The 24,983-nt window shown below is 42.3% G+C and carries 22 protein-coding genes; 12 read left to right on the forward strand and 10 right to left on the reverse strand.

The window, feature by feature from the left end; genetic code table 11:
* Positions 1–92: 92 nt before the first annotated feature.
* Positions 93–1,520, reverse strand: coding sequence for an amidohydrolase (locus ACEZ3G_RS15635; protein WP_432426455.1), 1,428 nt, complete (start codon positions 1,518–1,520; stop codon positions 93–95).
* A 100-nt stretch (positions 1,521–1,620) separates the two neighbouring features.
* Between ACEZ3G_RS15635 and ACEZ3G_RS15640 the strand changes: the two genes are divergently transcribed.
* A complete protein-coding gene (locus tag ACEZ3G_RS15640; protein WP_432426456.1) occupies positions 1,621–2,916 on the forward strand; it encodes an NAD(P)/FAD-dependent oxidoreductase in 1,296 nt (431 codons plus the stop codon).
* Between the two features lie 17 nt (positions 2,917–2,933).
* On the opposite strand, the gene xerD is transcribed toward ACEZ3G_RS15640, so the two are convergent.
* The gene (xerD, locus tag ACEZ3G_RS15645; RefSeq protein ID WP_432426457.1) at positions 2,934–3,830 is read right to left on the reverse strand and encodes a site-specific tyrosine recombinase XerD; all 897 of its coding nucleotides are present in this window, start codon (positions 3,828–3,830) and stop codon (positions 2,934–2,936) included.
* Positions 3,831–4,003: 173 nt separating this feature from the next.
* Between xerD and ACEZ3G_RS15650 the strand changes: the two genes are divergently transcribed.
* From ACEZ3G_RS15650 to ACEZ3G_RS15670, 5 genes are all read left to right on the forward strand, one after another.
* The gene (locus tag ACEZ3G_RS15650) at positions 4,004–4,570 is read left to right on the forward strand and encodes a porin family protein (protein ID WP_432426458.1); all 567 of its coding nucleotides are present in this window, start codon (positions 4,004–4,006) and stop codon (positions 4,568–4,570) included.
* A 176-nt stretch (positions 4,571–4,746) separates the two neighbouring features.
* Positions 4,747–5,325 carry a porin family protein gene (locus ACEZ3G_RS15655; RefSeq protein WP_432426459.1) on the forward strand — a complete coding sequence of 193 codons (579 nt, stop codon included), beginning with the start codon at positions 4,747–4,749 and terminating at the stop codon, positions 5,323–5,325.
* A 187-nt stretch (positions 5,326–5,512) separates the two neighbouring features.
* On the forward strand, positions 5,513–6,028 hold the full coding sequence (locus tag ACEZ3G_RS15660) for a hypothetical protein (RefSeq protein ID WP_432426460.1): 516 nt from the start codon (positions 5,513–5,515) through the stop codon (positions 6,026–6,028).
* A gap of 88 nt (positions 6,029–6,116) precedes the next feature.
* Positions 6,117–6,542, forward strand: coding sequence for a type II 3-dehydroquinate dehydratase (aroQ, locus tag ACEZ3G_RS15665; RefSeq protein ID WP_432426477.1), 426 nt, complete (start codon positions 6,117–6,119; stop codon positions 6,540–6,542).
* A 211-nt stretch (positions 6,543–6,753) separates the two neighbouring features.
* A complete protein-coding gene (locus tag ACEZ3G_RS15670; protein ID WP_432426461.1) occupies positions 6,754–7,944 on the forward strand; it encodes a tRNA modification GTPase in 1,191 nt (396 codons plus the stop codon).
* A 137-nt stretch (positions 7,945–8,081) separates the two neighbouring features.
* Here ACEZ3G_RS15670 and ACEZ3G_RS15675 read toward each other — a convergent pair whose 3' ends face one another.
* The 4 genes from ACEZ3G_RS15675 to ACEZ3G_RS15690 all read right to left on the reverse strand — a co-directional run bounded on the left by ACEZ3G_RS15675 (position 8,082) and on the right by ACEZ3G_RS15690 (position 11,239).
* Complete coding sequence (locus ACEZ3G_RS15675) at positions 8,082–8,366, reverse strand: DUF3817 domain-containing protein (RefSeq protein WP_432426462.1); 285 nt, start codon at positions 8,364–8,366, stop codon at positions 8,082–8,084.
* 92 nt (positions 8,367–8,458) lie between these two features.
* Positions 8,459–9,850, reverse strand: a complete 1,392-nt coding sequence (gene lpdA, locus ACEZ3G_RS15680; protein WP_432426463.1) for a dihydrolipoyl dehydrogenase — start codon at positions 9,848–9,850, stop codon at positions 8,459–8,461.
* A 153-nt stretch (positions 9,851–10,003) separates the two neighbouring features.
* A complete protein-coding gene (gene msrB, locus ACEZ3G_RS15685) occupies positions 10,004–10,504 on the reverse strand; it encodes a peptide-methionine (R)-S-oxide reductase MsrB (protein WP_432426478.1) in 501 nt (166 codons plus the stop codon).
* Positions 10,505–10,669: 165 nt separating this feature from the next.
* On the reverse strand, positions 10,670–11,239 hold the full coding sequence (locus ACEZ3G_RS15690; protein ID WP_432426464.1) for a collagen-like protein: 570 nt from the start codon (positions 11,237–11,239) through the stop codon (positions 10,670–10,672).
* Positions 11,240–11,429: 190 nt separating this feature from the next.
* Here ACEZ3G_RS15690 and ACEZ3G_RS15695 point away from each other — a divergent pair, with 190 nt between their 5' ends.
* The 6 genes from ACEZ3G_RS15695 (at position 11,430) to ACEZ3G_RS15720 (ending at position 21,659) form a co-directional block, all read left to right on the forward strand.
* Positions 11,430–13,367 (forward strand): alpha-1,4-glucan--maltose-1-phosphate maltosyltransferase, encoded by a 1,938-nt coding sequence (locus tag ACEZ3G_RS15695; RefSeq protein ID WP_432426465.1) that lies wholly within the window; start codon positions 11,430–11,432, stop codon positions 13,365–13,367.
* 7 nt (positions 13,368–13,374) lie between these two features.
* Positions 13,375–15,009, forward strand: a complete 1,635-nt coding sequence (locus ACEZ3G_RS15700) for a maltokinase N-terminal cap-like domain-containing protein (RefSeq protein ID WP_432426466.1) — start codon at positions 13,375–13,377, stop codon at positions 15,007–15,009.
* A 4-nt stretch (positions 15,010–15,013) separates the two neighbouring features.
* A complete protein-coding gene (gene glgB / locus ACEZ3G_RS15705) occupies positions 15,014–16,909 on the forward strand; it encodes a 1,4-alpha-glucan branching protein GlgB (RefSeq protein WP_432426467.1) in 1,896 nt (631 codons plus the stop codon).
* A 94-nt stretch (positions 16,910–17,003) separates the two neighbouring features.
* Positions 17,004–19,403, forward strand: coding sequence for a glycoside hydrolase family 31 protein (locus ACEZ3G_RS15710; RefSeq protein ID WP_432426468.1), 2,400 nt, complete (start codon positions 17,004–17,006; stop codon positions 19,401–19,403).
* Positions 19,404–19,443: 40 nt separating this feature from the next.
* Positions 19,444–20,253 carry a M48 family metallopeptidase gene (locus ACEZ3G_RS15715; protein ID WP_432426469.1) on the forward strand — a complete coding sequence of 270 codons (810 nt, stop codon included), beginning with the start codon at positions 19,444–19,446 and terminating at the stop codon, positions 20,251–20,253.
* Positions 20,254–20,315: 62 nt separating this feature from the next.
* Positions 20,316–21,659 (forward strand): MFS transporter, encoded by a 1,344-nt coding sequence (locus ACEZ3G_RS15720; protein WP_432426470.1) that lies wholly within the window; start codon positions 20,316–20,318, stop codon positions 21,657–21,659.
* A gap of 44 nt (positions 21,660–21,703) precedes the next feature.
* On the opposite strand, the gene ACEZ3G_RS15725 is transcribed toward ACEZ3G_RS15720, so the two are convergent.
* Genes ACEZ3G_RS15725 through ACEZ3G_RS15740 form a run of 4 tightly spaced genes read right to left on the reverse strand, consistent with a single transcriptional unit; the run spans position 21,704 to position 24,572 of the window.
* On the reverse strand, positions 21,704–22,429 hold the full coding sequence (locus ACEZ3G_RS15725; protein ID WP_432426471.1) for a head GIN domain-containing protein: 726 nt from the start codon (positions 22,427–22,429) through the stop codon (positions 21,704–21,706).
* Positions 22,430–22,456: 27 nt separating this feature from the next.
* Entirely contained in the window at positions 22,457–23,542 is a 1,086-nt protein-coding gene (locus ACEZ3G_RS15730) for a hypothetical protein (protein ID WP_432426472.1), read from the reverse strand.
* A complete protein-coding gene (locus ACEZ3G_RS15735) occupies positions 23,523–24,086 on the reverse strand; it encodes a hypothetical protein (protein ID WP_432426473.1) in 564 nt (187 codons plus the stop codon). The genes ACEZ3G_RS15730 and ACEZ3G_RS15735 overlap by 20 nt, the downstream gene beginning before the upstream one ends.
* A 3-nt stretch (positions 24,087–24,089) precedes the next feature.
* The gene (locus ACEZ3G_RS15740; RefSeq protein ID WP_432426479.1) at positions 24,090–24,572 is read right to left on the reverse strand and encodes an RNA polymerase sigma factor; all 483 of its coding nucleotides are present in this window, start codon (positions 24,570–24,572) and stop codon (positions 24,090–24,092) included.
* Positions 24,573–24,983 lie beyond the last annotated feature (411 nt).

Below are 24,983 nucleotides of genomic sequence, written 5' to 3' on the forward strand. Positions count from 1 at the left end.
TTAAAAGAAAAGAGCCCGTGAACAACGGCAAAAAGTTCAAAACCTTCTAAGAACGAATTTGAATTTCATGCCTGTGTTCAAGGGCTCCTGATTTATTTCCTATAATCCAGAGCGGGTGCCCTGTCGCCCAATAACGGAATGTACTCAAAATCGGCTCCCCTGGCCTCTATAAACTCGGCTTTTGCCTTACTTACGAGTTCTGGATTTTTGAAAAGGTCTATGGCGGTCAGGGTGAGGGTCTTTGCAGCGACCATCATTCCTTTTTTACCGATCGATGTGCCACCCGCGGCGACCGCCTGCCAACTATGAGCCGGCGTACCGGGCACCCAAGTGGCCGTACCCATACCTACGGTCGGAACGGTAAAGCTAACATCGCCGACATCGGTAGACCCATAGGCCCTAGCTTCCGTTTTATACGGTTGAACGTTCTTTGCAGTTTCAAGATCGACCCCTTTCTGACCGAGGCTTTTTGCGATTTTATCGGCAAATTCTTTTTCTTCGGGCGAATATTCAATACCGCCTATTTTGGAAAGGTTATCGTGCATCAATTTTTGCAAGGTCAGGTTGGGCAACAATTCATGTGTGCCGCCTATCATTTCGAAGTCCATGGTTGTTCCCGTACCCAAAGCCGCACCTTCAGCAGCTTTGATGATCCGGTCAAAAATATCGATGACAACATCTCGTTTTCCATGACGGGCATAGTAGTAGACCTCGGCAAAATCAGGAACAACGTTAGGGGCCTTTCCGCCATCTGTAATAACGTAGTGGATTCTTGCTTCTTGAGGAATGTGTTCGCGCATCATATTGACCATAACATTCATCGCTTCAACACCGTCCAGTGCGGAACGCCCCCTTTCCGGAGCACCGGCGGCATGTGCCGAAACACCATGAAAGCGAAATTTGGCCGATTTATTGGCCAAAGCGGCCCCGGCACTTGCCGTGTTCTGCGAACCTGGATGCCAGTGCAACGCAATATCGACATCGTCGAAAAGCCCCTCACGTACCATATAGACTTTGCCCGAACCACCTTCTTCGGCCGGTGTGCCATAAAAACGGATCGTACCCTTGGACTTATTGGCGACCATCCAATCTTTGGTGGCGATTGCGGCAGCGGTAGAGGCCGTGCCGAACAAATGATGGCCACAGGCATGGCCGGCGGCCTTTCCGGCCGATTTCTTTTCCGCAACGGCCTCTTGAGAAAGTCCCGGAAGAGCATCGTACTCGCCCATAATGCCGATTACAGGGGAACCAGAGCCGAATTCGGCGATAAAGGCGGTCGGTATTCCTGCTACTCCATTTTTAATGGAAAACCCTTCATCTGATAAGGTTTTTTGCAATAATGCACTACTTTTTTCCTCTTGATAACCCATTTCGGCCAAATTCCAAATCTCCTGTGCTATATCGCCATAAGTTTCAGATTTATGGTCGAGGTTTTTTATAATATCATCTGCTTTTTTTTGTGCAAGGGCATATTGTACTACGCTAAATAATATGCTAAACGCCAGTAGTTTAATTTTCATTTTATCATGGTTTTAATAATCAATCCCTAAATATAATCAAACGGTTATTCTTTCCTCTAGATTACAAAGGTTTGTTTAGTTTTGCATGAGAATCTTAACTATGAACATTCCAAAGTCAAACTACCCTCGAATCGTGATAATCGGTGGTGGGTTCGCAGGTATTTCCCTCGCCAAAAAGTTAAGTGGAAAAGAAGTTCAAGTCGTACTTCTCGATAAGCATAACTACCATAATTTTCAGCCCCTACTGTATCAGGTTTCCACTGGCGGACTTGAGCCTGATTCCATTGCCTATCCGATTAGAAAGGTGCTAAAAGATTTTCCGAATTTTTACTTTAGGTTGGCCAATGTGACCCAGATAGTTTCAGATAAGAAAATGCTGGTGACCGACATTGGCGATCTGAACTATGATTACTTAGTTTTGGCCACGGGATCGGAAACCAATTTTTTCGGAAATGCCGATATGGAGAAAAATAGTATGGCCATGAAGACCATACCACAATCGTTGGACTTGCGCAGTCTTATCCTTGAGAATTTTGAGCAGGCCCTTTTAACCGATGAGATGCACGAACGTGATGCCTTGATGAATTTCGTAATCGTTGGGGGAGGACCGACCGGTGTCGAATTGGCCGGTGCCCTGGCCGAGATAAAAAAAGGTATTCTGCCAAAGGATTACCCCGATCTTGATACCCGAAGGGTACAGATCAACCTTGTTCAGGCTAGTGACCGCGTCTTGAAGGAAATGAGTGAACAAGCTTCGCGAAAATCGGAAGATTTTTTGGAAAAACTGGGCGTGCAAATTTGGAAGGATACCCGGGTGACCGGCTACGATGGCAAGACAGTGACTACAATGACCGACGGACTGACCTTTGAAACGGCGACACTTATTTGGGCGGCCGGGGTCAAGGGCGCTTTGATCAATGGGCTAGATGCGAAGGATATTGTTGTACGTGGCAATAGGCTAAAAGTCAACCAGTTCAATCAGGTTGAAGGGCACCCTGAGATTTTTGCCGTGGGCGATGTGGCAAGCATCGTTACCGAAGAAAATCCTTGCGGTCATCCCATGATGGCACAACCTGCCATTCAACAGGGCAGAAACCTTGGAGACAATTTGGTACGCCTCATTAACGGAAAACCTTTGAAGCCCTTTGTCTACAAAGATAAGGGCAGTATGGCGACCATTGGCCGTAACAAGGCCGTGGTCGATTTGCCCAATTTTAGGTTTCAAGGTGTTTTTGCATGGTTTGTATGGATGTTCGTCCATCTTTTTTTTCTGATCGGGTTTAGAAACAGAATGGTGGTCTTTATCAACTGGGTCTACAATTATGTACGCTTTGACCGTGAGGCGCGTTTGATCATTCGCCCCTATAAAAAAGATTATTCGGCCTTTAAGGATTAGGCAAAGGCTATTCTAAATCAATTCCTCGGATGATATTTATGCATTACTTCGGTCAAATGCTTGCGGTCGACATGCATATAGATTTCTGTAGTAGTAATGCTTTCGTGGCCCAACATTTGTTGAATGGCCCGAAGGTCTGCGCCGTTCTCCAGTAAATGCGTTGCAAACGAGTGTCGAAAGGTATGTGGACTAATGGTTTTCTTCAATCCGATCGTCTTGCTTAGTTCTTTGATAATGGTAAAAATCATGGCCCTGGTCAGTTTTTTGCCCCTTCGGTTCAAGAAAAGAATATCCTCAAAACCTTTCTGTACTTTTATATGGATCCTGATTTCTTTTCGATAGATATCGATATATTTTTTGTTGATCGAGCTAATAGGTACGAACCGCTGTTTGTCGCCCTTGCCGGTTACCTTTATGAAATCTTCGTCAAAGTAAAGATCGGATATTCGCAGACCTGTCAATTCAGAAACCCGTAGCCCACAGCCATAAAGGGTTTCCAAGATAGCACGGTTGCGCTCGCCTTCGGGTTTTGAAAGGTCGATGGCACCGATTAGTTCATTGATCTCGGTTTCCGATAAGGTATCAGGTAGTTTGCGCCCGATTTTTGGCGAATCGATAAGGTCCATGGGGTTGTCATCTCTATAATCCTCAAAAACAAGGTAGTTGAAAAAGCTTTTGAGACCCGAAATTATGCGTGCCTGGGACCTGGGATTCAAAGTCTTGGCCACCTCATAGATGAATTGCTGAATAACCACTTTTGAGATGTTGAAAGGGTTGTCGACGATTTTATTATCCTCTAAAAAAAGAACAAGTTTTTCGATATCCAGCACATAGTTCGCAATTGAATTCTGTGACAGGCCGCGTTCTATTCTCAGGTAGTGCCGATAATCTTCTATGGCCTTGGTCCAATTCATGATGTAAATATAGTGTTCGCCGGTTCACTAAAAAAGAACCGATAAAGGGCAATAGCCTTTTGACCAACCACTTTTCATATCTTCCAAGCCCATAAATTCTAATTCATTTAGGCTTTAGTTCAGATTATTATGTATTTTAGTTTGTAATCGGAACAAACCTAAACACTACTAAAATGAAAAATAGACGTTACTACTTTCTAATTTTTGTACTTTCTTTTACCACAATTGGCGTTGCCCAAGATTTTGTTCGTTTTGGGGCGAAGGCCGGTTTTAATGCGGCCAAGTTGGGAGGCGATGCCATATATAGCTATGACATAAAACCGGGGTTCCATTTGGGTGCCGCCCTTGAAATACCAGTTTCCAAAGCACTTTATGTGCAGCCCGAAGCTTTGATTTCATTACAGGGCAGCGGTGGTTATTTTCAAGACGACCTGAACCTATGGTATTTGAACTTACCGGTAATGGTCAAGTTGAACGTTTTCGATGAGATTTATATCGAGGCCGGTCCACAACTGGGCTTTATGTTATCTGATAACCTAGAAGGCAACAGCTTTGCCGGCACCCCTGGAATAGATCAAGAATCGAATGGAATGGATATTGGCCTTGGTGTTGGAGCAGGTTATCGTCTTGATGATAATTTCTATTTTCAGCTCAGGTTCAACGCGGGTATTGTGAACGCAGTAAAAGATATAAGTTCAAAGAACCGGGTCTTTCAGATATCGGCCATATATTTTCTCTAAAAGTCTGGATATGCAGGTATATAGTGGAGCGGAAGATAGTCTTCCGCTCTTTTATTTTCGAGTGTCGCGACCAGTTTCCTTTGAACGATTAATTGCAAATTATTGACTGTTGAGCAGCTGGTCTTTGTATCTTTGTATATGAAGAAATTTTCGCACTTAATCTAAATCTTGAACTGATGAACAGAGCATTTTTTTCCTTCGTTTTTTTCTTGGTCTTGACGATTTCAACCCTGAGTGCGCAGACCGTGATCAAAGGCACATCTTTGGTAGGTAATGGATCGGGAGACATTTTGTTCGGAGCCAAGGCAGGCCTGGTGGTTTCTGATCTTCGTGGCGATGGTATCGTAGATAATACTCCGCATATCGGTTTTCAAGTGGGTGGTATTGCCGAGATTCCGATTGCCGAAGATATTTATCTAGATCCAGAACTTTTGCTTACGCTACAGGGAACAAGGGGTATCGGCGATAACTTGAATCTGTTTTATGTCAATATTCCGGTGATGGGCAAGTATCACATCACTGATGAGATTGCGGTTGAACTAGGCCCGCAACTAGGGGTCTTGTTGGGCGGTAATTACGATGATTTTAATATAGATGCGAAAACGATCGACGTCGGATTGGGAATCGGTGGCGGATATCGCTTAGATAGCAATATTTACCTTCAACTTCGATTCAATACTGGGTTTATCAAGGTATTCGAAAATTTGGATACGTATAATATTGCGGCCCAGATCGGAGCTTCTTATTTTTTCTGAACTTTTGAAAATTACAGGCCCACTTAAATGAGTCGTGAACCATTTTTAGGGTTTACGATGAAATATTTGAGATTCAAAAAGCACATATTCGGGTTTCCACAACTTATTTTGGCCTTTTTGCAACAAAAATGATGAATTTTTTGACGAAGGATTTAGTTTCGTTGGCATCAAACCAAAACCGACCCTAATGCGTCAAAAAATAGTAATTCTAATTTTCGCTTTCATTGTCACCGGAATTTCCGCACAAGAAGGCTTCAAGATCGGTGCTCATGGTGGAATTCCAATAGGGGAATTTAATGACAGGGTAGGCCTTGTAATAGGTGCCGATGTAGGCTATATGTGGGCTCCCAACAAGATATTCGACCTCGGTATCAAGGCCGGAATTGTACATGGCTTCGGTGAACAGTTCAAAGATGAGATTATATCAACGAAATCACCCAGTATACAATTTGCTCCGGTAGCGGCCTCGGTACGTATCTGGCCCATGCGTTCATTTTCGTTCGGAGGCGATATTGGCCAGGCATTTGGCCTCAGCTCTGGTAATGACGGTGGATTGTACCTTCGACCCCAAATCGGTTTTCAGACAGGGGCGCAATCTGAAATTAACTTTTCATACAGTGTAATACAGCTTGACAATGAAACCTGGTCAACTGTAACCATGGGTTTTGTATATACCTTTTTATCCGCAAGGCACTTTAGATAGTTTTTGATTTTCAAATACCTTTTCAAGCAAAACCATTGTTTGATACATGTTCGTTGTTCAATGGACAACTATTCGCTACATTTATGCCATGAAACTGATGATTATCAATGGGCCCAACCTCAACTTACTAGGAAAACGGGAGCCCGATGTTTACGGCAACCAAACATTTGAAGACTATTTCTCAAAATTAAAGCTAAGATTTGCCGATGTTCATTTGGAATATTACCAATCGAACATTGAAGGTGAGATCATCGATAAGATCCAAGAAGTGGGGTTTTCATATGATGGTATCGTTCTCAACGCAGCTTCGTATACCCACACCTCTATCGGCATAGGCGATGCGGTAAAGGCCGTTGAGACCCCAGTGGTCGAGGTACACATCTCGAATACGCACAAACGCGAAGACTTTCGCCATGTCTCTTATATTTCTTCAGGCGCCAAAGGCGTTATTCTCGGTTTCGGACTCCAGAGTTATGACTTGGCCATTATTAGTTTCTTGAAAAATAACGGATGATAAAATGCGATAGGTTGATGCCGATTCTATTTTGAAACACAAATTATTTCCTCCCTAATTAATGATGTTCGGGAAAAAGAAGGTATTCATATGGCTTGGTGAGCTGTTTATTGTAATGATACGGCCATGGAATAGTACTACAAATAATATCAAACAATAAATCGCTAAAATTCTTGTTCTAAATTGAACGATTTAAATCGGTGCTTGACTTATGAAAGGATTTTTACTCTTCACTTTTCTCTTTATTTTCGGTGTATTTGGCCATTCACAGATTTCTTATGAGAAAGGATATTTTATAGATAACTTAGATAGAAAGACAGAATGTCTGATACGAAATTTGGGATGGAAGAATAACCCTAAAGTCTTTGAGTACAAATTAACGGAAGACGGCGAAGTTCTTGAAAAAACCCTTCATTATGTAAAAGAATTGGGTATTTACAACAAGGTAAAATACAATCGGTTTGTTGTAGACATAGATCGGTCAGGTTCTCTTTTGAGCAATATGGATACTGAACGAAGAGCGAAGTATACCGAAGAAGAACTTTTTTTAAGGGTATTGGTCGAAGGTGAAGCAAGTTTATACATGTTCGATGATGGAAATTTACGCCGATTTTTCTATACAGTAGGCCAATCAGAGATCGAGCAGTTAGTATATAAATCTTACAAATCTACCGATTATAAGATCAAAGAAAATAACAAATATAAAAACCAGCTTTGGGAAGACTTAAAATGTTCGGCCATTCAAATGAGCGACATAAAATTGCTCAATTACAGCAAGAACGAGTTGGTGAGAACTTTTGTAAAATTCAATGAGTGCAAGAAAGCGGTATTCACGAACTATAATGAAAAACAATCAAATAACAATTTTCACCTGACTATAAGACCTGGCATTAAGACCGCTGCACTCACTCTTGATAATGGTGTCAATAATAATAGGGATGCCCAATTCGATGCTAAAACGGGAATGAGAATTGGCTTAGAGGCCGAGTATGTCATGCCTTTCAACGGTGGCAAATGGGCAATAATACTTGAGCCAACCTACCAATACTATGAAGCGGAGAAACAATTGGAAAGATATTATGTTAAGGCCAATTATAAATCCATGGAATTGCCAATTGGAATAAGGCACTACATGTTTTTGAGCAAAGGATCCAAACTATTTTTAAACGGTTCTTTTGTTCTGGATTTTCCATCAAAAAACTCTTTTTTTGATTATGATACGGTATCTGATGTAGACATGAGGTACAGTCCAAATTTGGCCTTAGGTCTTGGTTACAAATCAAATGATAAGATCAGTATTGAGATTAGATTCTATTCGAATCGAGATGTAACTAAACATTGGCAAACCTCGAAATCGACCTATAAGGCATTCTCCATTATTGCAGGATATTCATTTTTTTGATGGATATTCTTAGGGGTAGGTCTTCAGGTTTCCTTCCTTTATATTATACAATCATCAAAGTACGAGGTAGGTATTTTGATTTGTGTTGTATACGCTAATCAACAAATTCAAAATATACAGGGATACGATTCTGGCATTTATGATTTGAGTGGTTCAAGATATCTTCTGTCCACGTAGAAAGTGCCAAAGGGTAACAACGACGCAATAATCAAAACGGCCAGTCTTTTGATATTCCATTTTTTTTCCATCCAAAACACAATAGCCAAAATGATATAGGCAATGAACAGAAATCCGTGTGCGTAGCCTATATATTTGTTAGGTTCGGGAATTTCGGCAAGATACTTCAAGGGCATGCTCACCGCGAAAAGAGCGAGATAAGAAATTCCTTCAAGCACTGCTGTAATTCTGAAAGATGTTAGCATATTTTTATCTCTTGTGCGTGTGTTGTAAGGCTGAGTGCCAATTATCTCACTTGCGGCGCCTAACTACCGGCAAAGGCAGGGTCGACCTGATTTTATAGATGAATGACTTCATCGTACGCGGCAGCCACCGCTTCCATGACCGCTTCGCTCATAGTAGGGTGGGGGTGTACGGCCTTTAGAACCTCATGCCCCGTTGTTTCCAATTTGCGAGCTACGACCGCTTCGGCGATCATATCCGTAACTCCAGCGCCGATCATATGGCAACCTAACCACTCGCCGTATTTGGCATCGAAGATTACTTTTACGAAACCGTCTGAATTGCCCGATGCCTTTGCCTTGCCACTTGCCGAAAACGGAAACTTGCCAACTTTGATGTCAAAACCTTTTTCCTTGGCCTGTTTTTCGGTTAGCCCCACCGATGCAATTTCAGGCATACAATAGGTGCATCCAGGAATATTGCCGTAATCAAGTGCCTCTACGTGCATTCCGGCAATTTTTTCAACACAAAGAATACCCTCGGCAGAGGCTACATGAGCCAAGGCCTGGCCGGGAGTTACATCGCCAATGGCGTAATAGCCGGGTATATTGGTCTGATAGAAATCATTGACCAAAATCTTATCCCTATCGGTGGTAATGCCAACATTCTCAAGTCCTATGTTCTCGATATTCGATTTAATACCGACGGCAGAAAGAAGGATATCGGCTTCCAATACTTCTTCGCCCTTGGAGGTTTTGACCGTGGCTTTGACGCCTTCACCAGAGGTGTCTACTTTTGTAACCTCTGAAGAGGTCATAATTTTTACACCTGCTTTTTTAAAGCTGCGCTCCAATTGTTTTGAAACATCTTCATCTTCAACAGGCACAATATTCGGAAGATATTCGACCACCGTTACCTCGGTACCCATCGAATTGTAGAAATAGGCAAATTCGATACCGATCGCACCACTGCCCACAACTACCATTTTCTTGGGTTGTTCATCCAATGTCATAGCTTCGCGGTATCCGATTATCTTTTTGCCATCTTGGGGCAAACTTGGCAATTCACGGCTTCGCGCACCAGTTGCAATGATTATGTGGTCGGCACTATATTCGGTTTCTTTTCCATCTTTATCTTTGACCGATAGTTTCTTTCCTGGTTTTAGGGTTCCAAATCCATTTATAACTTCGATCTTGTTCTTTTTCATGAGAAATTGAACGCCTTTGCTCATACCATCGGCCACGCCTCTACTTCTTTTGATTACGGCCCCGAAATCTTTGTCAACGCCCTCAGCTTTTAGGCCGTAGTCGCCTGCATGTTGAAGGTATTCGAATACCTGTGCCGATTTGAGCAATGCTTTTGTAGGTATACACCCCCAATTCAAACAGACCCCGCCAAGGTTTTCTTTCTCTACGATCGCGGTCTTAAATCCCAATTGCGAGGCCCTGATGGCAGTAACATACCCCCCTGGGCCACTGCCCAAAACAATTACATCAAATTTGCTCATAACGCTAGTTTTTCAATTTTACTCCCGATAGATATCTGAAGCGGTGCAAAAGTACAAAAGCAAAATAATATCCCGGTGGCCGACAGTACCAAAAAAACAAATTCCAACCCCGTTTTCACGGAATTGGAATCAATAGTTAATTACTTAAACCGTTTACATCGCTGGAACAAATTTCAGCGCGGCACCATTGATACAATGTCTTTTGCCGGTTGTTTGCCGCGGACCGTCATCAAAGACATGGCCAAGGTGGCCGCCACAAACGGCGCAATGCTCTTCTGTACGTTTATATCCGATCTTGTAATCTACATCATAGGCAACATTGCCAGAGATCTCTCGGTCAAAACTGGGCCACCCGGTACCTGAATCGAACTTGTGCTCACTTTTGAAAAGTTCGGTGCCGCAACCTGCACAAACATATACACCTTTGGCCTTATTGCCAAGGAGTTCACTACTTCCCGGATTTTCGGTGCCAGCCTTTCTTAGAATGTAAAACTGCATATCGGTCAACTCTTGCTTCCATTCGGCTTCGGTCTTGCTTACCTTAAAAGTTTCGTTTTCTGAAGCTTCGGAGGCTACGGTCGATTTTTTCTCTTGTGAAAGGCCGTTGCAACTTGTCAAGACCAAGGCTAAGGTTATCCACAGAATTTTATTCATATCCATTTTTATTGTTTTATCCGATTCGTCGTGAACAGTTGTTGTTCCTTTCAAATTTATGATGTAATGATTAAATTTTAAAACGCATTAGTAATTATCCTTTGAAATAAGAAAGCCCCCTCGAATAAGTGATTTGAGGGGGCTTTTGCCTAATATTTGGAAAGTTTAGTTCAAGCTGAATTTTTGAACATCATTTTCCTTGATGTTCAACATGCCCATAATACCTTCGATGTTCGACTTGTCGATTTTCGAACTAGATAGGGTTTCGGCCGGTATCACGGCAATGCGAAAAATTTGATTATCTGTATCGCCCGCCTGCAAAGTGCCCAGATCAAAGTCTGATTCCAGAAAAATACTAACATCGAAAAAAGTATGGTCGTAGTTGTATTGCAACAGACCTTGATCCAATATTCGGGTCTGGGGCAATAACCTCCAGATATCTACGGGATCGCCATTGCCGTCTTCGGTCTGGTCCCATAAGATATAGACCAATACAATGTCGGTCTCGAATACCTCAATGTTTTGTGGAAACTCAAAGAAAATCGAGTAATCGTTGTCTAAGGTAAAGTCACCTTCGATGTCCATGACTTTGCTCAATTCGGCATCAAGGCCATCAAGGCCGTCCCTTCCATCAAGACCGTCAAGCCCATCAAACCCCGGAGGCCCCTGAGGGCCCTCACATGCCATAAAAAATAAGGCCATAAATGCTGCGAATACTACTGTGATTTTTTTCATAATTCTAAAGTTTAAGTAAATGAAATAATGGTGATGTCAGTGTCTTGGTTTTGGTTCATTCAAAAAGCGTTCCAAAAAACAAACGAACGGCGCAAACGTTGTAGTTTATCGATATTCGAATTATCATAGGACCTTTGAATTTGTTTGATATTATTTCCCTATTTTTAACAAAACCATCAAACCGTAAACCATGCTAAGACAACAACGCGTTGTTATTGAAAATATTAGGCCCCAAATCGAATGTGGTACTTTTTTTATCAAACGTACGGTAGGTGAAAAAGTTACGGTGAACGCCGATGTATTGGGTGATGGTCATGATATCATACAATGTGAGGTGCTTTTCAGGCATGAAGATGAAAAGGTATTTGAAAGTGTTCGAATGTTGCACGAGGGCAACGATGCCCATACCGCGTCTTTTCATGTCACAAAACAAGGGTTTTATCATTATAGAATACAAGGTTGGGTCGACAATGCCCTGAATTGGCAGCACGGCATAAAAGCCAAGCTAAAAGATGGCCAACATGTCAAGAGCGAGTTGTTGGATGGCGTTCAGTACCTAAATTTTTTGACCAAGAAAGTGCCGGCCAAAACCAAGGAGCGAATCAAAGAATGGCCGGCTATTTTTCAGGATGATTCAAAATATGAAGAGGCGATTGCGATGGCAACTTCCGATGATCTACATCACCTGTTTACTGAATATCCGCAAAGGTTTTTGGCGAACGTCAGTAAGACCCTTGAGGTGTATGTAGACCGAAAAAAAGCGAATTTTAGTACATGGTACGAATTTTTTCCGCGTTCATCATCCCCTGAACCTAATAAACATGGAACTTTCAAGGATTGTGAACGCCTATTGCCAAGAATTGCACGAATGGGGTTTGATACCCTATATTTTCCGCCCATCCATCCAATCGGAGAGAAAAACAGAAAGGGCAAGAACAATACGACCCATGCCGAAGAAGGTGATTCGGGCGTGCCATGGGCGATAGGTTCCAAACTAGGCGGACATAAGTCTATCCATCCTGAACTAGGTACGGAAAAAGACTTTAAACAATTGGTGAAGAAAGCAAAAGCCGAAGGAATCGAGGTCGCAATGGATCTAGCTTTTCAAGCTGCACCAGATCACCCGTATATTACGGAACATCCCGAATGGTTTCGGAAAAGACCTGACGGCACCATACAATACGCCGAGAACCCCCCGAAAAAGTATCAGGACATAGTCAACTTCCATTTTGAATCCGATGCATATAAGCCACTTTGGGAGGAACTTTTGAACGTTACCTTACATTGGGTCAGCTGCGGTGTAAGTATTTTTAGGGTAGACAATCCGCATACAAAACCGTATTATTTTTGGAATTGGTTGATCTCTGAGGTAAAAAAGAAACATCCTGACGTACTCTTTTTGGCCGAGGCTTTTTCACGCCCCAAGGTTATGCAACAATTGGCCAAACAGGGTTTTTCACAGTCATATACCTATTTTACCTGGCGGGTCATGAAACATGAGCTTATCGATTATATGACCGAGCTGACACAAAGTGAAATGCGCGAGTATTACCGACCTAATTTTTGGCCCAATACACCCGATATCAACCCTTATCATTTGCAAGGGGCCAATGAGGCCATGCATATTTTACGCTATGCACTTGCCGCGACCCTTTGCGGAAATATAGGGTTGTACGGCCCCGTATTCGAATATATGGTCAGTGATGCCCTGCCCGGAAAAGAAGAGTATCTGAACTCTGAGAAATACGAAATCCGTCATTGGGATTGGACCGTGGAAAACAAATTGACGCACGTGATCACGAAACTGAACGCCGCCCGGAAAAATCATAGGTCATTGCAGCAAACCAACAACATTCGTTTTTGCACGATTGAAAACGACAGATTAATAGCGTTCTATAAATGGAGCGACGATAAAACAGATGAGACCCTGATCATTGTTAGTTTAGACAACCATTATTCGCAAAGGGGCATGGTGCAACTTCCGCTGAACGAAATGGGCTTGGAGCACGGTCGATCTATTGAGGTACATGACACGATTACCAACAATAGTTACATTTGGAGCGCTGAATGGAATTTTGTTGAACTGCACCCCGCGCTTCCTTTTCATTTGTTCCATATAAAAAAATAGAATTATTATGGTCAAAAAAAAGCAAGAAAGCCTATTGCAGCCGCCCTATGTGTTCGACGTGGAATGGGAGAGCCTGCTCGACCATAAACCTTTTATAAAAGCTTTTCTGTCGGATATACTTTCAGAATACATCTTGCGACAACGATGGTACGGAGGAAAATCCAGCAAACTTAAATACATAGAACTTCATCAATATTTTAGGATACAGCAGCATGATGAGGTCTACTATGGTTTGTTGCTGGAGATAAATTTCGAAGAAGCCTTTTACCAACACTATTTTTTGCCCATTGCCTTTGTTTCGGACGAGAGTTTTGCCAAAGAGGATAGAATTCTGCCCCTCACCATAAAAGACCAAACAGGTTTTATAATCGACGCAATCAACCTGGAAGCCTTTCGAAAATTGGTTTTTGAACGTATTATGACCTCGCTGTCAAACGATAGAACCCCTGTGCGATACCATAAGAGCGAATTGTTCAAGGAGACCGAATACAGGTCTTCGAAGTTCATGGGGTTGGAACAGAGCAATACCTCTGTCATTATCAACGATAACTCAGTAATCAAATTTTTTAGAAGAATATATGCCGACAAGAATCCCGATTTTGAGATGAGCCAATTTCTTTCTGAAAAGAAAGGATTCAAAAATACGCCGGCCTATTTGGGAAGCATTAGTTTTATCGATAAAGACAATGACAATATCACGATAGCCCTTTTACAAGAATTGGTGCCCAATCAGGGCGATGCTTGGGAGTTTATGTTAAAAGAGGTACATAAGGTATTTGCCAATCTTGAATACAAGCGAATCGATGTTTCGCGCTTGCCATCCATCGAAATGTTCAAAGGGCTGCAAATAAAGGATGTACCGCCCGAAATAATAGATTGGGCCGGGCTCAGTATTTTCTTGCGATTACAGGGCATGGCCAGACGTACGGCCGAAATGCACATAGCGCTCGGTTCAGAATTTGAGGATACCGCTTTTACCCCAACACACTTCAACAGTGATTATGAGGTTTGGTTAAAAAACCGATTACTTTACCAATTTCAGAATCGATTGAACAGTGTCGAGAACAACCTTCATAAGTTAGAAGGCAGGGCGGCCGAATTGGTAAAGGAATTTTTGGAACGGAAGAACGAGATCCGCCGCCGTTTCGTACATTTTGATTGGACGAAATTAAAGGGCGAGCGCATTAGGGTACATGGTGATTATCATTTGGGCCAGATCTTGGTAAACAATGAAGATTTTTATTTGTTGGATTTTGAAGGGGAGCCCGAAAGTACCATTCGAGATCGAAAGGTAAAGCACCCGCCGTTGAAAGATGTCGCAGGTATCTTTCGGTCGTTCCATTATGCTATCTACGCCAACATTTTCAACAATGGTGAAAAGTACCCGTATTCACAAGAAGAACTATTCAAGGCGGGCGAAACATTATATCGGTTCTTCATAGGGGTATTTTTGGATACCTATGTCGGTTTGATCCAAGAAAACAATTTGAACATAGGTTACCATCAAGAACGGATCTTCATCTTAAAATATAGTTTGCTTGAAAAAGCGGTCTACGAACTGGGTTATGAAATGAACTCAAGGCCGCGGTGGGCGGTCATTCCATTAGAAGGTATTTTAGGCATTATTAACGATACAAAATAAGTATATGAGCAAAGTTATAGCGCACAGTTTGTTTACCGATTTCGATATTGATCTTTTCAAATCTGGCAAGCACTATCGATTGTATGAGAAACTAGGGTCGCATATCATTGAGGTCGGTGGAAAAAAAGGTGTCTATTTTGCCGTTTGGGCCCCATCGGCCAAATCCGTTTCTGTAGTGGGGGATTTCAATTATTGGTTGGAAGGCGATCACCGGCTCAATGTGCGTTGGGACTCAAGCGGAATCTGGGAAGGTTTTATTCCCGGCCTTGATCAAGGAACGCGATACAAGTTTAAAATAAGGTCGAACAACAATGATGTTGTTACCGAAAAAGCAGATCCATTCGCCCGTCTATGTGAAAATCCACCGAACACGGCTTCAATAGTATGGCAATCCGATTATAATTGGAAGGATAAAAAATGGATGGGCCATCGCAAGGATAAAAACGGTTTGGATCGACCATATTCGGTTTACGAAGTCCATCTTGGCTCCTGGAAGAGAAAAGCGGGCAACGCGTTCTTGTCATATCATGAACTAGCCGATGATCTTGTGAAATATGTCAAGCAAATGGGATATACCCATGTTGAGTTCATGCCGATAATGGAGTATCCGTACGATCCCTCATGGGGCTATCAGCTCACAGGTTATTTTGCACCGACATCGCGCTTCGGCAAGCCCGAAGACTTTAAATTATTGGTCGATAGGTTTCATCAAAACGATATTGGTGTTATTTTAGATTGGGTACCCTCGCATTTTCCCGAAGATGCCCATGGGTTGGGTTACTTCGATGGGTCGCACCTATACGAACATCCCGATCGCAGAAGAGGGTATCATCCCGATTGGAAAAGCTTGATTTTCAATTATGGACGAAACGAGGTAAGGGCCTTTTTGATAAGCAATGCCCTTTTTTGGCTCGACCAATTTCATGTTGACGGTCTAAGGGTCGATGCCGTCGCATCGATGCTCTATCTTGATTACTCAAGGGAAGAAGGTGAGTGGGAACCGAACATGTACGGTAACAACGAAAATCTGGAAGCCATATCTTTCATTAGGGAACTTAACGAAGAGGTATACAAGAGTTTTGAAGGTGTTCAGACCATTGCAGAAGAATCGACCGCATTCGCGGGGGTATCGAGACCGGTCTTTCTGGGAGGGCTCGGTTTTGGCATGAAGTGGATGATGGGATGGATGCACGATACCCTTGAATATTTCAAGAAAGAGCCTATATACAGAAAACACCATCAGAACGATATAACCTTTAGTATGACCTATGCTTTTACAGAAAACTTTATGCTTCCGTTTTCGCACGATGAGGTCGTATATGGCAAACAGTCTTTATTGTACCGAATGCCTGGTGATGAATGGCAGCGTTTTGCGAACTTGAGACTGCTTTTCGGTTACATGTTTACACACCCCGGCACCAATTTGATGTTTATGGGTGCCGAATTCGGCCAATCATCCGAATGGAATTTTCAACAAAGTCTCGACTGGCACCTCACGCAATACGATTTTCACTCTGGGGTACAAGAATTGGTGAAAGACCTTAATACGCTATATAAGACCTCGCCCGCACTGTACGAAAAACAATTCAGTTCTGAAGGTTTTGAATGGATAGATTATGGTGATTACGAAAATTCGGTGCTGACCTACTTACGAAAGGGGCATGATAAAAAGAATGACCTAGTGATAGCCTGCAATTTCACCCCCGTTCCACGTGAAGACTATCGTATTGGGGTTCCTAAGACAACGAAATACAATGAAATATTCAATAGCGATGACCAGAAATATGGGGGAAGCGGTGTTGTCAATAGTCAAATCAAGACCACAAGAACACCATGGCATGGTAGAAAAAATTCCGTTGTGGTGACCATTCCGCCGTTAAGTGTGATAATACTTCAATAATCAGAGATTTTACCGATCAAGTTGGCAATTCGTATTCATATATTTTTAATATTGAATGGCATTGTCTTCTTTTGTCTTCAAAACAAAACTACTTATGATTACAAATACTGAACTGGAGTACAAAGGTGATTTATACCCGAACCAGATCGTAGACTATATAAGAGATACACATAAGCTTTACTTCACTACCGAAAATGGTGTCATATTGGAACTTACCGTCCTACAAGATGGTGTTTTTCGTTTCAGGTATGCCACCGAACGTGTTTTTCAACCTGATTTTTCGTATGCCGTCAGTGGTACCGCCAATTATGGATATAATCGTCTTGAAATAACGGAGACCGATACCGAATATCTGGTTGAGACCGATAAGATACAGGTATTGGTCGACAAGAAAACCTTAAGGGTACAGATTTCAGATTTAGAGGGTAATATACTGAACGAAGATGAATTGGGTTTTCATTGGGAAGAAAACTATGAGCATGGGGGCAACACCGTAAAAATGAGTAAAATAGCCCAGAATTCCGAAAGTTTTTATGGTATGGGTGACAAGGCAACGCACTTTAATCTAAAGGGCAAGCGCGTCAATAATTGGTGTACGGATCAGTATGCGTACGGCAAAGATCAAGAACCACTTTATAAGGCTATTCCGTTCTATATTGGGCTTCACAACAATAAAGCGTACGGCGTTTTTTTTGATAACACCTTTAGATCTTATTTCGATTTTGCGCACGAACGAAGAAATGTAACTAGTTTTTGGGCCGATGGAGGAGAAATGAATTACTATTTCTTTTATGGTCCGCAAATGTCCGAAGTTGTCAGGGCATTTACGAATTTGACGGGCACACCAGAACTTCCGCCCATGTGGGCCATGGGATACCATCAATCGAAATGGAGCTACTTTCCTGAAAAGAACGTAAAGGAAATCGCGGCGAAGTTTAGACAATTGAACATTCCGTGTGATGCTATTTATTTGGATATTGATTACATGGACGGTTTCCGTTGCTTCACATGGGACAAGAAAAAATTTCCAGATCCCAAGCGAATGATCGGTGAGTTGAACAAAGACGGTTTCAAGACCGTTGTAATGATCGACCCGGGCATCAAGGTCGATCGTGATTATTGGGTATATCAAGAGGCCATAGAAAACGATTATTTCTGCAAACGGGCCGATGGCCCGTATATGCGGGGCAAAGTATGGCCGGGGGAGTGCAATTTCCCTGATTTTACAAATCCTGAAGTCCGCGAATGGTGGGCCGAGCTGTACAAAGAGTTCATGGCCGAAATCGGCGTACATGCGGTTTGGAACGACATGAACGAACCTGCCGTTATGGAGGTGCCTACGAAGACCGCCCCATTAGATACAAGACACAATTTTGATGGACACCGGTGTTCGCATAGAAAGGCACATAATATATATGGCATGCAGATGGTTCGTGCCACATACGAAGGCGTAAAGAAATACGTATATCCTAAACGCCCCTTCGTAATTACGCGTGCCGCTTTTGCCGGTACACAACGTTATTCTTCTACATGGACGGGCGATAATGTGGCCACTTGGGAACATCTTTGGATCGCCAATGTGCAGGTTCAGCGAATGAATATCAGCGGCTATTCCTTTGTAGGTTCCGATATCGGCGGATTTGCCGAACAACCCAATGGTGAGTTGTTCGCACGATGGGTTCAGTTGGGTGTTTTTCATCCTTTCTGTCGGGTGCATTCCAGCGGTGACCATGGGGATCAAGAGCCTTGGTCTTTTGGAAAGGAAGTGACCGACATTGTTCGTAAGTTTATCGAGATAAGGTATCAATTGCTACCCTATCTCTATACCATGTTCTGGAGATATACGACCGCAGGCACGCCCATGCTGCAACCTTTGGTACACTATGACCAAGAAGACATTCAAACACATTTTAGGACTGATGAGTTCATTTTTGGAAAACACATTTTGGTCTGTCCGGTTCAAGAACCCAACGCCAAGGGAAGACGAATGTACGTTCCTCGCGGAAAATGGTATGATTATTGGAATAACGAACTGATAGAAGGCGGTAAAGAAATGTGGGTCGAGGCCGATTTGGATACGATGCCGTTGTTTGTAAAAGCAGGGGCCATATTGCCCAAATATCCGGTACAACAATATGTAGGTGAGCTAAAAATTAAAGAACTGGTATTGGAGGTTTATTACAAATTGGGTGAAGAAAGATCCTTGGTATATGAAGATGCCCAAGATGGTTATGAGTATAAGAAAGGGCAATATAGTCTTAGAAGGCTGAAACTGTTGGGCAGGGAGAAAGAGCTGATCGTTCAGCAATTCAAAGACGGTTCTTTCATAACGCCTTATGATAATTTTAAAATAAACCTTCATGGTCTTCCATTCAAGATAAAGAAGATTGAAGTTGATAACGTTAAGGTTGCATTGGAAGAACTTAAACTGAATGGCGACAATAGCATTCAAATTACAAAGGATTTTACTGAATTGCACATTATTGGAATTTAATTTTTTTGTATTTTGAGCAGCACTAAACACTTTTGAAATCATGAAAAAAATAGTTTTGATTCTAGTGGTTTTCCTTAGCGTAACTGCATGCAAGGTAAACCCGTTTACAGGTAAAAAAGTACTGAACTTTTATCCTAACAGCCAGATTTTCCCCATGGCATTTGCCCAATATGATCAATTTTTGACTGAAAATGCCGTAGTCGAGAATACGGCCGAATCTAAAATGATAACCAAGGTCGGCCAGCGTATTTCTTCGGCTGCCGAAAGGTGGTTGGTCGCCAATGGATATCCGGGTTATCTCAAAGATTATAAATGGGAATACAATTTGGTCAAAGACGAAACGGTAAATGCTTGGTGCATGCCCGGCGGTAAGATCGTTTTTTATACGGGAATATTGCCCATTACACAAACTGAGACCGGAGTCGCCGTTGTTATGGGGCACGAGGTGGCCCATGCATTGGCGGACCATGGTGCCCAGCGAATGAGCGCGGGTACCCTGCAGCAGATCGGTGCGGTGGCAGGTAACGTAGCGATCAAGGACCCCCAGAAAAGAAATATGTTCAACCAAGCATACGGGCTTGGTTCGACCGTAGGTGTAATGCTGCCTTTTAGTCGAGGCCACGAGACCGAAGCCGATCGTATAGGGTTACAGATTATGGCCATAGCAGGTTACAACCCAGATGAGGCTGCAGAACTTTGGAAGCGTATGAAGGCCAAGAGCGGGGGCCAGGCACCGCCCGAGTTTTTGAGTACACACCCTTCGAATGATACACGTATTTCCAACTTATCCGCCTGGGCACCGCTTGCCAAAGAAGAAGCGGCGAAGTTTGGGGTCACTAAATTTCAATAGTACGAATTGAGGTAATAATTGTATATTGAAAGCTGTTCCGAGAGGGGCAGCTTTTTTTTGATATGGCCGAACCACAACCGATTAAGGGTAGCAAGAAATTGTTGAATGCATGGGCATTCTACGATTGGGCCAATTCGGTATATACCCTTACCATTGCATCTTCGATATTTCCTATCTATTATGCGGCATTGTTTTCTTCGAAAGATGACCCGGTTTTTGCATTCGGGTTCGAGATGAAACAGACCGTATTGATTTCCATAGTAACGGCATTTACTTTTTTGATGGTTGCGGTCTCATCTCCGATTTTATCAGGAATTGCCGATTATGTTGGCAACAAAAAGACCTTCATGAAGTTCTTTTGTTATGTTGGGGGTGTAGGTTGTGTCGGACTTTATTGGTTCAGTTTGGAGCATATACACCTTAGTCTGTTGTTCTACCTTATGGGATTGATAGGGTATTGGGGAAGTTTGGTTTTCTACAATTCTTATTTACCCGACATTGCTTTCGAAGAACAACAAGATCGTATTAGCGCCAAGGGTTTTTCCCTTGGGTATATCGGTAGTGTTATTTTGTTGCTTATCAATTTGGCCATGGTCATGAAGCCCGAATGGTTCGGTTTCGATATCGGAACGACCGAGGTGGAACATAATATGGCTAAAATAGAGGCAATGAAAGTCTCGTTCGTTACCGTTGGATTGTGGTGGATGGTTTTTAGTCAATACACTTTTTATGTTTTGCCCAAAGGAGTTTCTGCCGGACATAAGGTTACCAAGGATTTATTATTGGACGGTTTTCGTGAACTTCGGTCTGTTTGGAAGCAATTGAAGCTTAATCTAAGGTTGAGGCGCTACTTAAGGGCCTTCTTTGTTTTTAGTATGGCCGTGCAGACCATTATGCTGATGGCCGTTTATTTTGGTGAAAAAGAGATTTCATGGGCTACTGAAAGTGAAAAGACAACAGGACTGATAATCAGCATTTTGGTTATCCAATTGGTCGCTGTTTTAGGTGCGGTCATAACTTCCAGGGCTTCGGATAAATTTGGTAACATACACACATTGATCGTCGTCAATTTTATTTGGTTATGCCTATGCTTTTACGCTTATTTCATGAAATCACCTATGCAGTTTTATATTGCCGCCGGACTTGTAGGTTTGGTCATGGGCGGCGTTCAGGCCCTCGCACGATCCACATATTCGAAGTTTCTTCCTGAGACCGATGACACTACTTCGTATTTTAGCTTTTACGACGTGGCCGAGAAGATAGGCATCGTTATCGGGATGGTTATTTTTGCATTGGTAGATCAAGTGAGCACTATGAGATATGCGATTCTGTTTCTGTTCCTATTTTTTCTCTTCGGGATTATATTATTGTTCAAGGTGCCTACAAAAAAGGCCTCCCAGAATTAGGAGGCCTTCGATACTGATGTCCGCTTTTTGATTGTTCGATTTTACTAGCCTTTTGAGATATCTCCTGACCCAGATGTTTTGGTATCGACCTTTTCAGGATTACCGCGATAGCTGATATCGCCAGACCCTGATACCCTGGCCCTCAACATTTTTCTTGCGGTTACCTTGATATCGGCCGAACCGGAAACTGTCGCATCAACATTGTCGGCATCCAGATCATAGGCTTTAATGTCGCCGCTTCCTGAAATGGTGGCATCAAAATCACCAGTATTTCCACTTAAAGTAATATCACCTGACCCCGACATGGACGCCGAGATTGAACTTACATCTACATCCAAGGTAATATCTCCCGATCCCGACATGGCGGTCTTGAAGTCACCGGCCTTCAAGGTCTTCTTGCCGACAATATCACCTGATCCCGAAAGCGCAATGGAATTTACACTTTCAACGGGTACGGTAATCATTATACCTTCATTCCACGAGGTAGGCTTTAGGTTATAGCCTTTTTCCACTTTGATCGAAAGTTTTCCATTTTTAACCTCCGTCACAATATGCTCAAGAAGATTCTCCTCTCCCCTTAAGGTCAATTCACCTTCGTTACCATCGACCAATTCGACGTCGAACCATCCTGATACACCAATACCGTCATAATCTCCCACGGATCTTTCGATCGTGACTACATTACCATTTCCTTTCACCCTCTTGCCCCATTGTGCCGTGCACGATACGGTAAAGAGAAATACTAAACTTAGTGTTGCTAATTTGTTCATGATTTTCATTTTTTGGATTGATTAAAATTAATTTTTTGAGAACGATATTCCACCGTATTCACTTTCGATGTTTACCTTATTGCCACTATTGGCTTTGCCGTGATAGCCTTTGTAATATTTGTCGCTCGATTTTTCGGTACTGATATTGACCTCAAAATCATCTTTGCCACTTACCCCGGCATATGAAGTACGAATTTCAAAATCGAAAGAATACTGCGGGGCATAACCTATTTTAATACCTGTATAATCGGAATTTATCTCGATGTTACCAGCATCTTCCGCCATCTCGGCGACGCGAAGTGAGCCATAGTCGGCATTGACCTCAAGATTGCCGTGAATGGTACCAAGATTAACTGTTATATAGTCGCCTTCACCACTGACATTATGGGCTTCCCCGATATCGATTTTACCATAATCACAAGAGTATTGAAGGTTCTCCATTTTAACTACGGAGGAATTCGTATAGTCGGCATTGATAGTAAGGTCACCCGCCCTATCGATGGTAAACCCTGAATAATCGGCATCTATTCTACCACTGTTCATGTAATCGATATTCGAATTCGAAGTGTAGTCAAAGTTCAACTGATTGTTTCTTCCATGAAGTTCCCCGATTTCCAATCGCCCATAATCACAATTGATTTTGGCATGCCCATCGATACGGTCCAGTATAATACTTCCGTAATCATTATTGAGGTTTACACTGTTTTTTACCGGGAGCTTTATGGTGTAATTGATTTGCATATTGACGTTGTTGTTTTTACCCCATCCCCAGCTACTTTTGTTGTTGTTGAAGATAGTTTTGGCCGAGACCAGACTGCTACTATTTTCAAAATCAACGGTTATTTCGTCAAGTTTCTGCTGCACTTTATCCTCGTTGTTTCCGTTGGTCTTGATATGCACCTCGATCAGCACCCTATTTTCGTTCCATGATGTTATATTCAAGTTTCCATAGCTGTTGCTTACCTTTAAAAGGGCATCAGAATTAACATTGAACTCTTTTTTTATTGTTTTTTCCTTGGTGTGCCTTCCCCTTGGTTTGCCATTATGTGCCCATAAGACCATGGGAAGGCTTAACACTAGGGCTAAAGTGTATTTAAATAGTAAAGTTTTCATCATTGTGGTTTTTTAAATATTTAATGGTTTCGATTTGATCAAGAACGTCTTGCAAAAGATCCATTCTCGTCTGAAAATTGATGATCATAGCACTCAAGATCATTTTGGCATTGCCACCGTTCTGAAGATCGTTTTCCAATTTGGCATAGTCATTTTCCAGTTTTTTCAACTGTAGCATGGTATCGTCTATGATTTCTTTTGTTTCTGGAGAACTCTCCTTTTCCAAGTGCCGTACCTGTTCCTCTACAAGATTTGTAAAGTAGAATTGTGCATTAGAGATTTCTGGGGAAACCTCTACAATATTTTCGTTTGTGGTCTTTTGCGAACCATAATAACCGATCCCAAGAACGAATAGCAGTGCCATTGAAGCTGCAATGGACAAAGGTTTCCACCAAGAAAAATTCTTCTTGGCCTGTAAAGACCCTACCTTGTTCATTTGATCCAGTTTTTCTTGAAAACGGCTTTGATGGCCGAGGGTCGGTTCTTCAGTATCGAATAAACCGTCAAGCTCTTTGAACAGACTCTCTAATTTTTCCTTTTCCATGATCTAGGCTTTAATTAATTTTTTTCGCAAACTTTCCTTGGCCCTTGAAATGGTCGTTCGGCAGTTGGCATAACTGATATCCATAATGGTACTTATCTCTTCATAATCATAACCTTCGATTAGATGTAAGGTCAAAGAAATTCTGTAATTGTCTTTTAAGTGTTTCATGGTTTCCAGCACCTTTTGAGCCTTCAGTTCTGTTTGCCCATGATCTGAAGCAATTTCATCATTGTCTTCGACCTTGTACATTATGTCATCTATAGCAACTTCATTGTTTTTCTGTTGCTTTCTATAATGATAGATACTGTTGTTGATTACGATCCGTTTTAGCCATGATCCAAAAGTGACTTCCCCCTTGAAAGTATGCAGTTTCGTAAACGCGTTCAAAAACGATTCTTGCATGACATCTTCGGCTTCGGCACTATTTTTTACAATTCGTAGTGAAGTATTGTACATCGCCTTGTAATAGCGGTCGTACACCTCCATCTGTGCGGTCTGCTTTCCCTCACGGCACAACTGCAATAAAACATCAATATCTTCTCTTTTGTGGCTCAAAAGGTGATTGGTTTGTTATAAAGATGATTCAATTTAACGATTGTTACAGTTGGGTTGAAAAATAAATGAATTGTAGTTTGTCGATGATATTCTTTGTTAATCGATCGGTTTGCACAACTAAGTTGTAAAACTATCTTTCGCATTATTTTAGCGGTCTTAAAGGTTCCCCAAACGAAATTTTCAAATATCCACATTTATGGGAAATCTTTACATATTCAATAGGCTACACTTTTTTACTTTAATTTTCCTTATAGGTCTCCACAGCCAGAGTTCGACGTCGCAGACCGCGGGCCAGGACGGGGAGTGGAGCCCGGTGCTTCCTTTCGGCATCGTCCCCGTGGC

Origin of the sequence: Meishania litoralis, assembly GCF_042611095.1 — a bacterium.
GTDB lineage: Bacteria > Bacteroidota > Bacteroidia > Flavobacteriales > Flavobacteriaceae > Meishania > Meishania litoralis.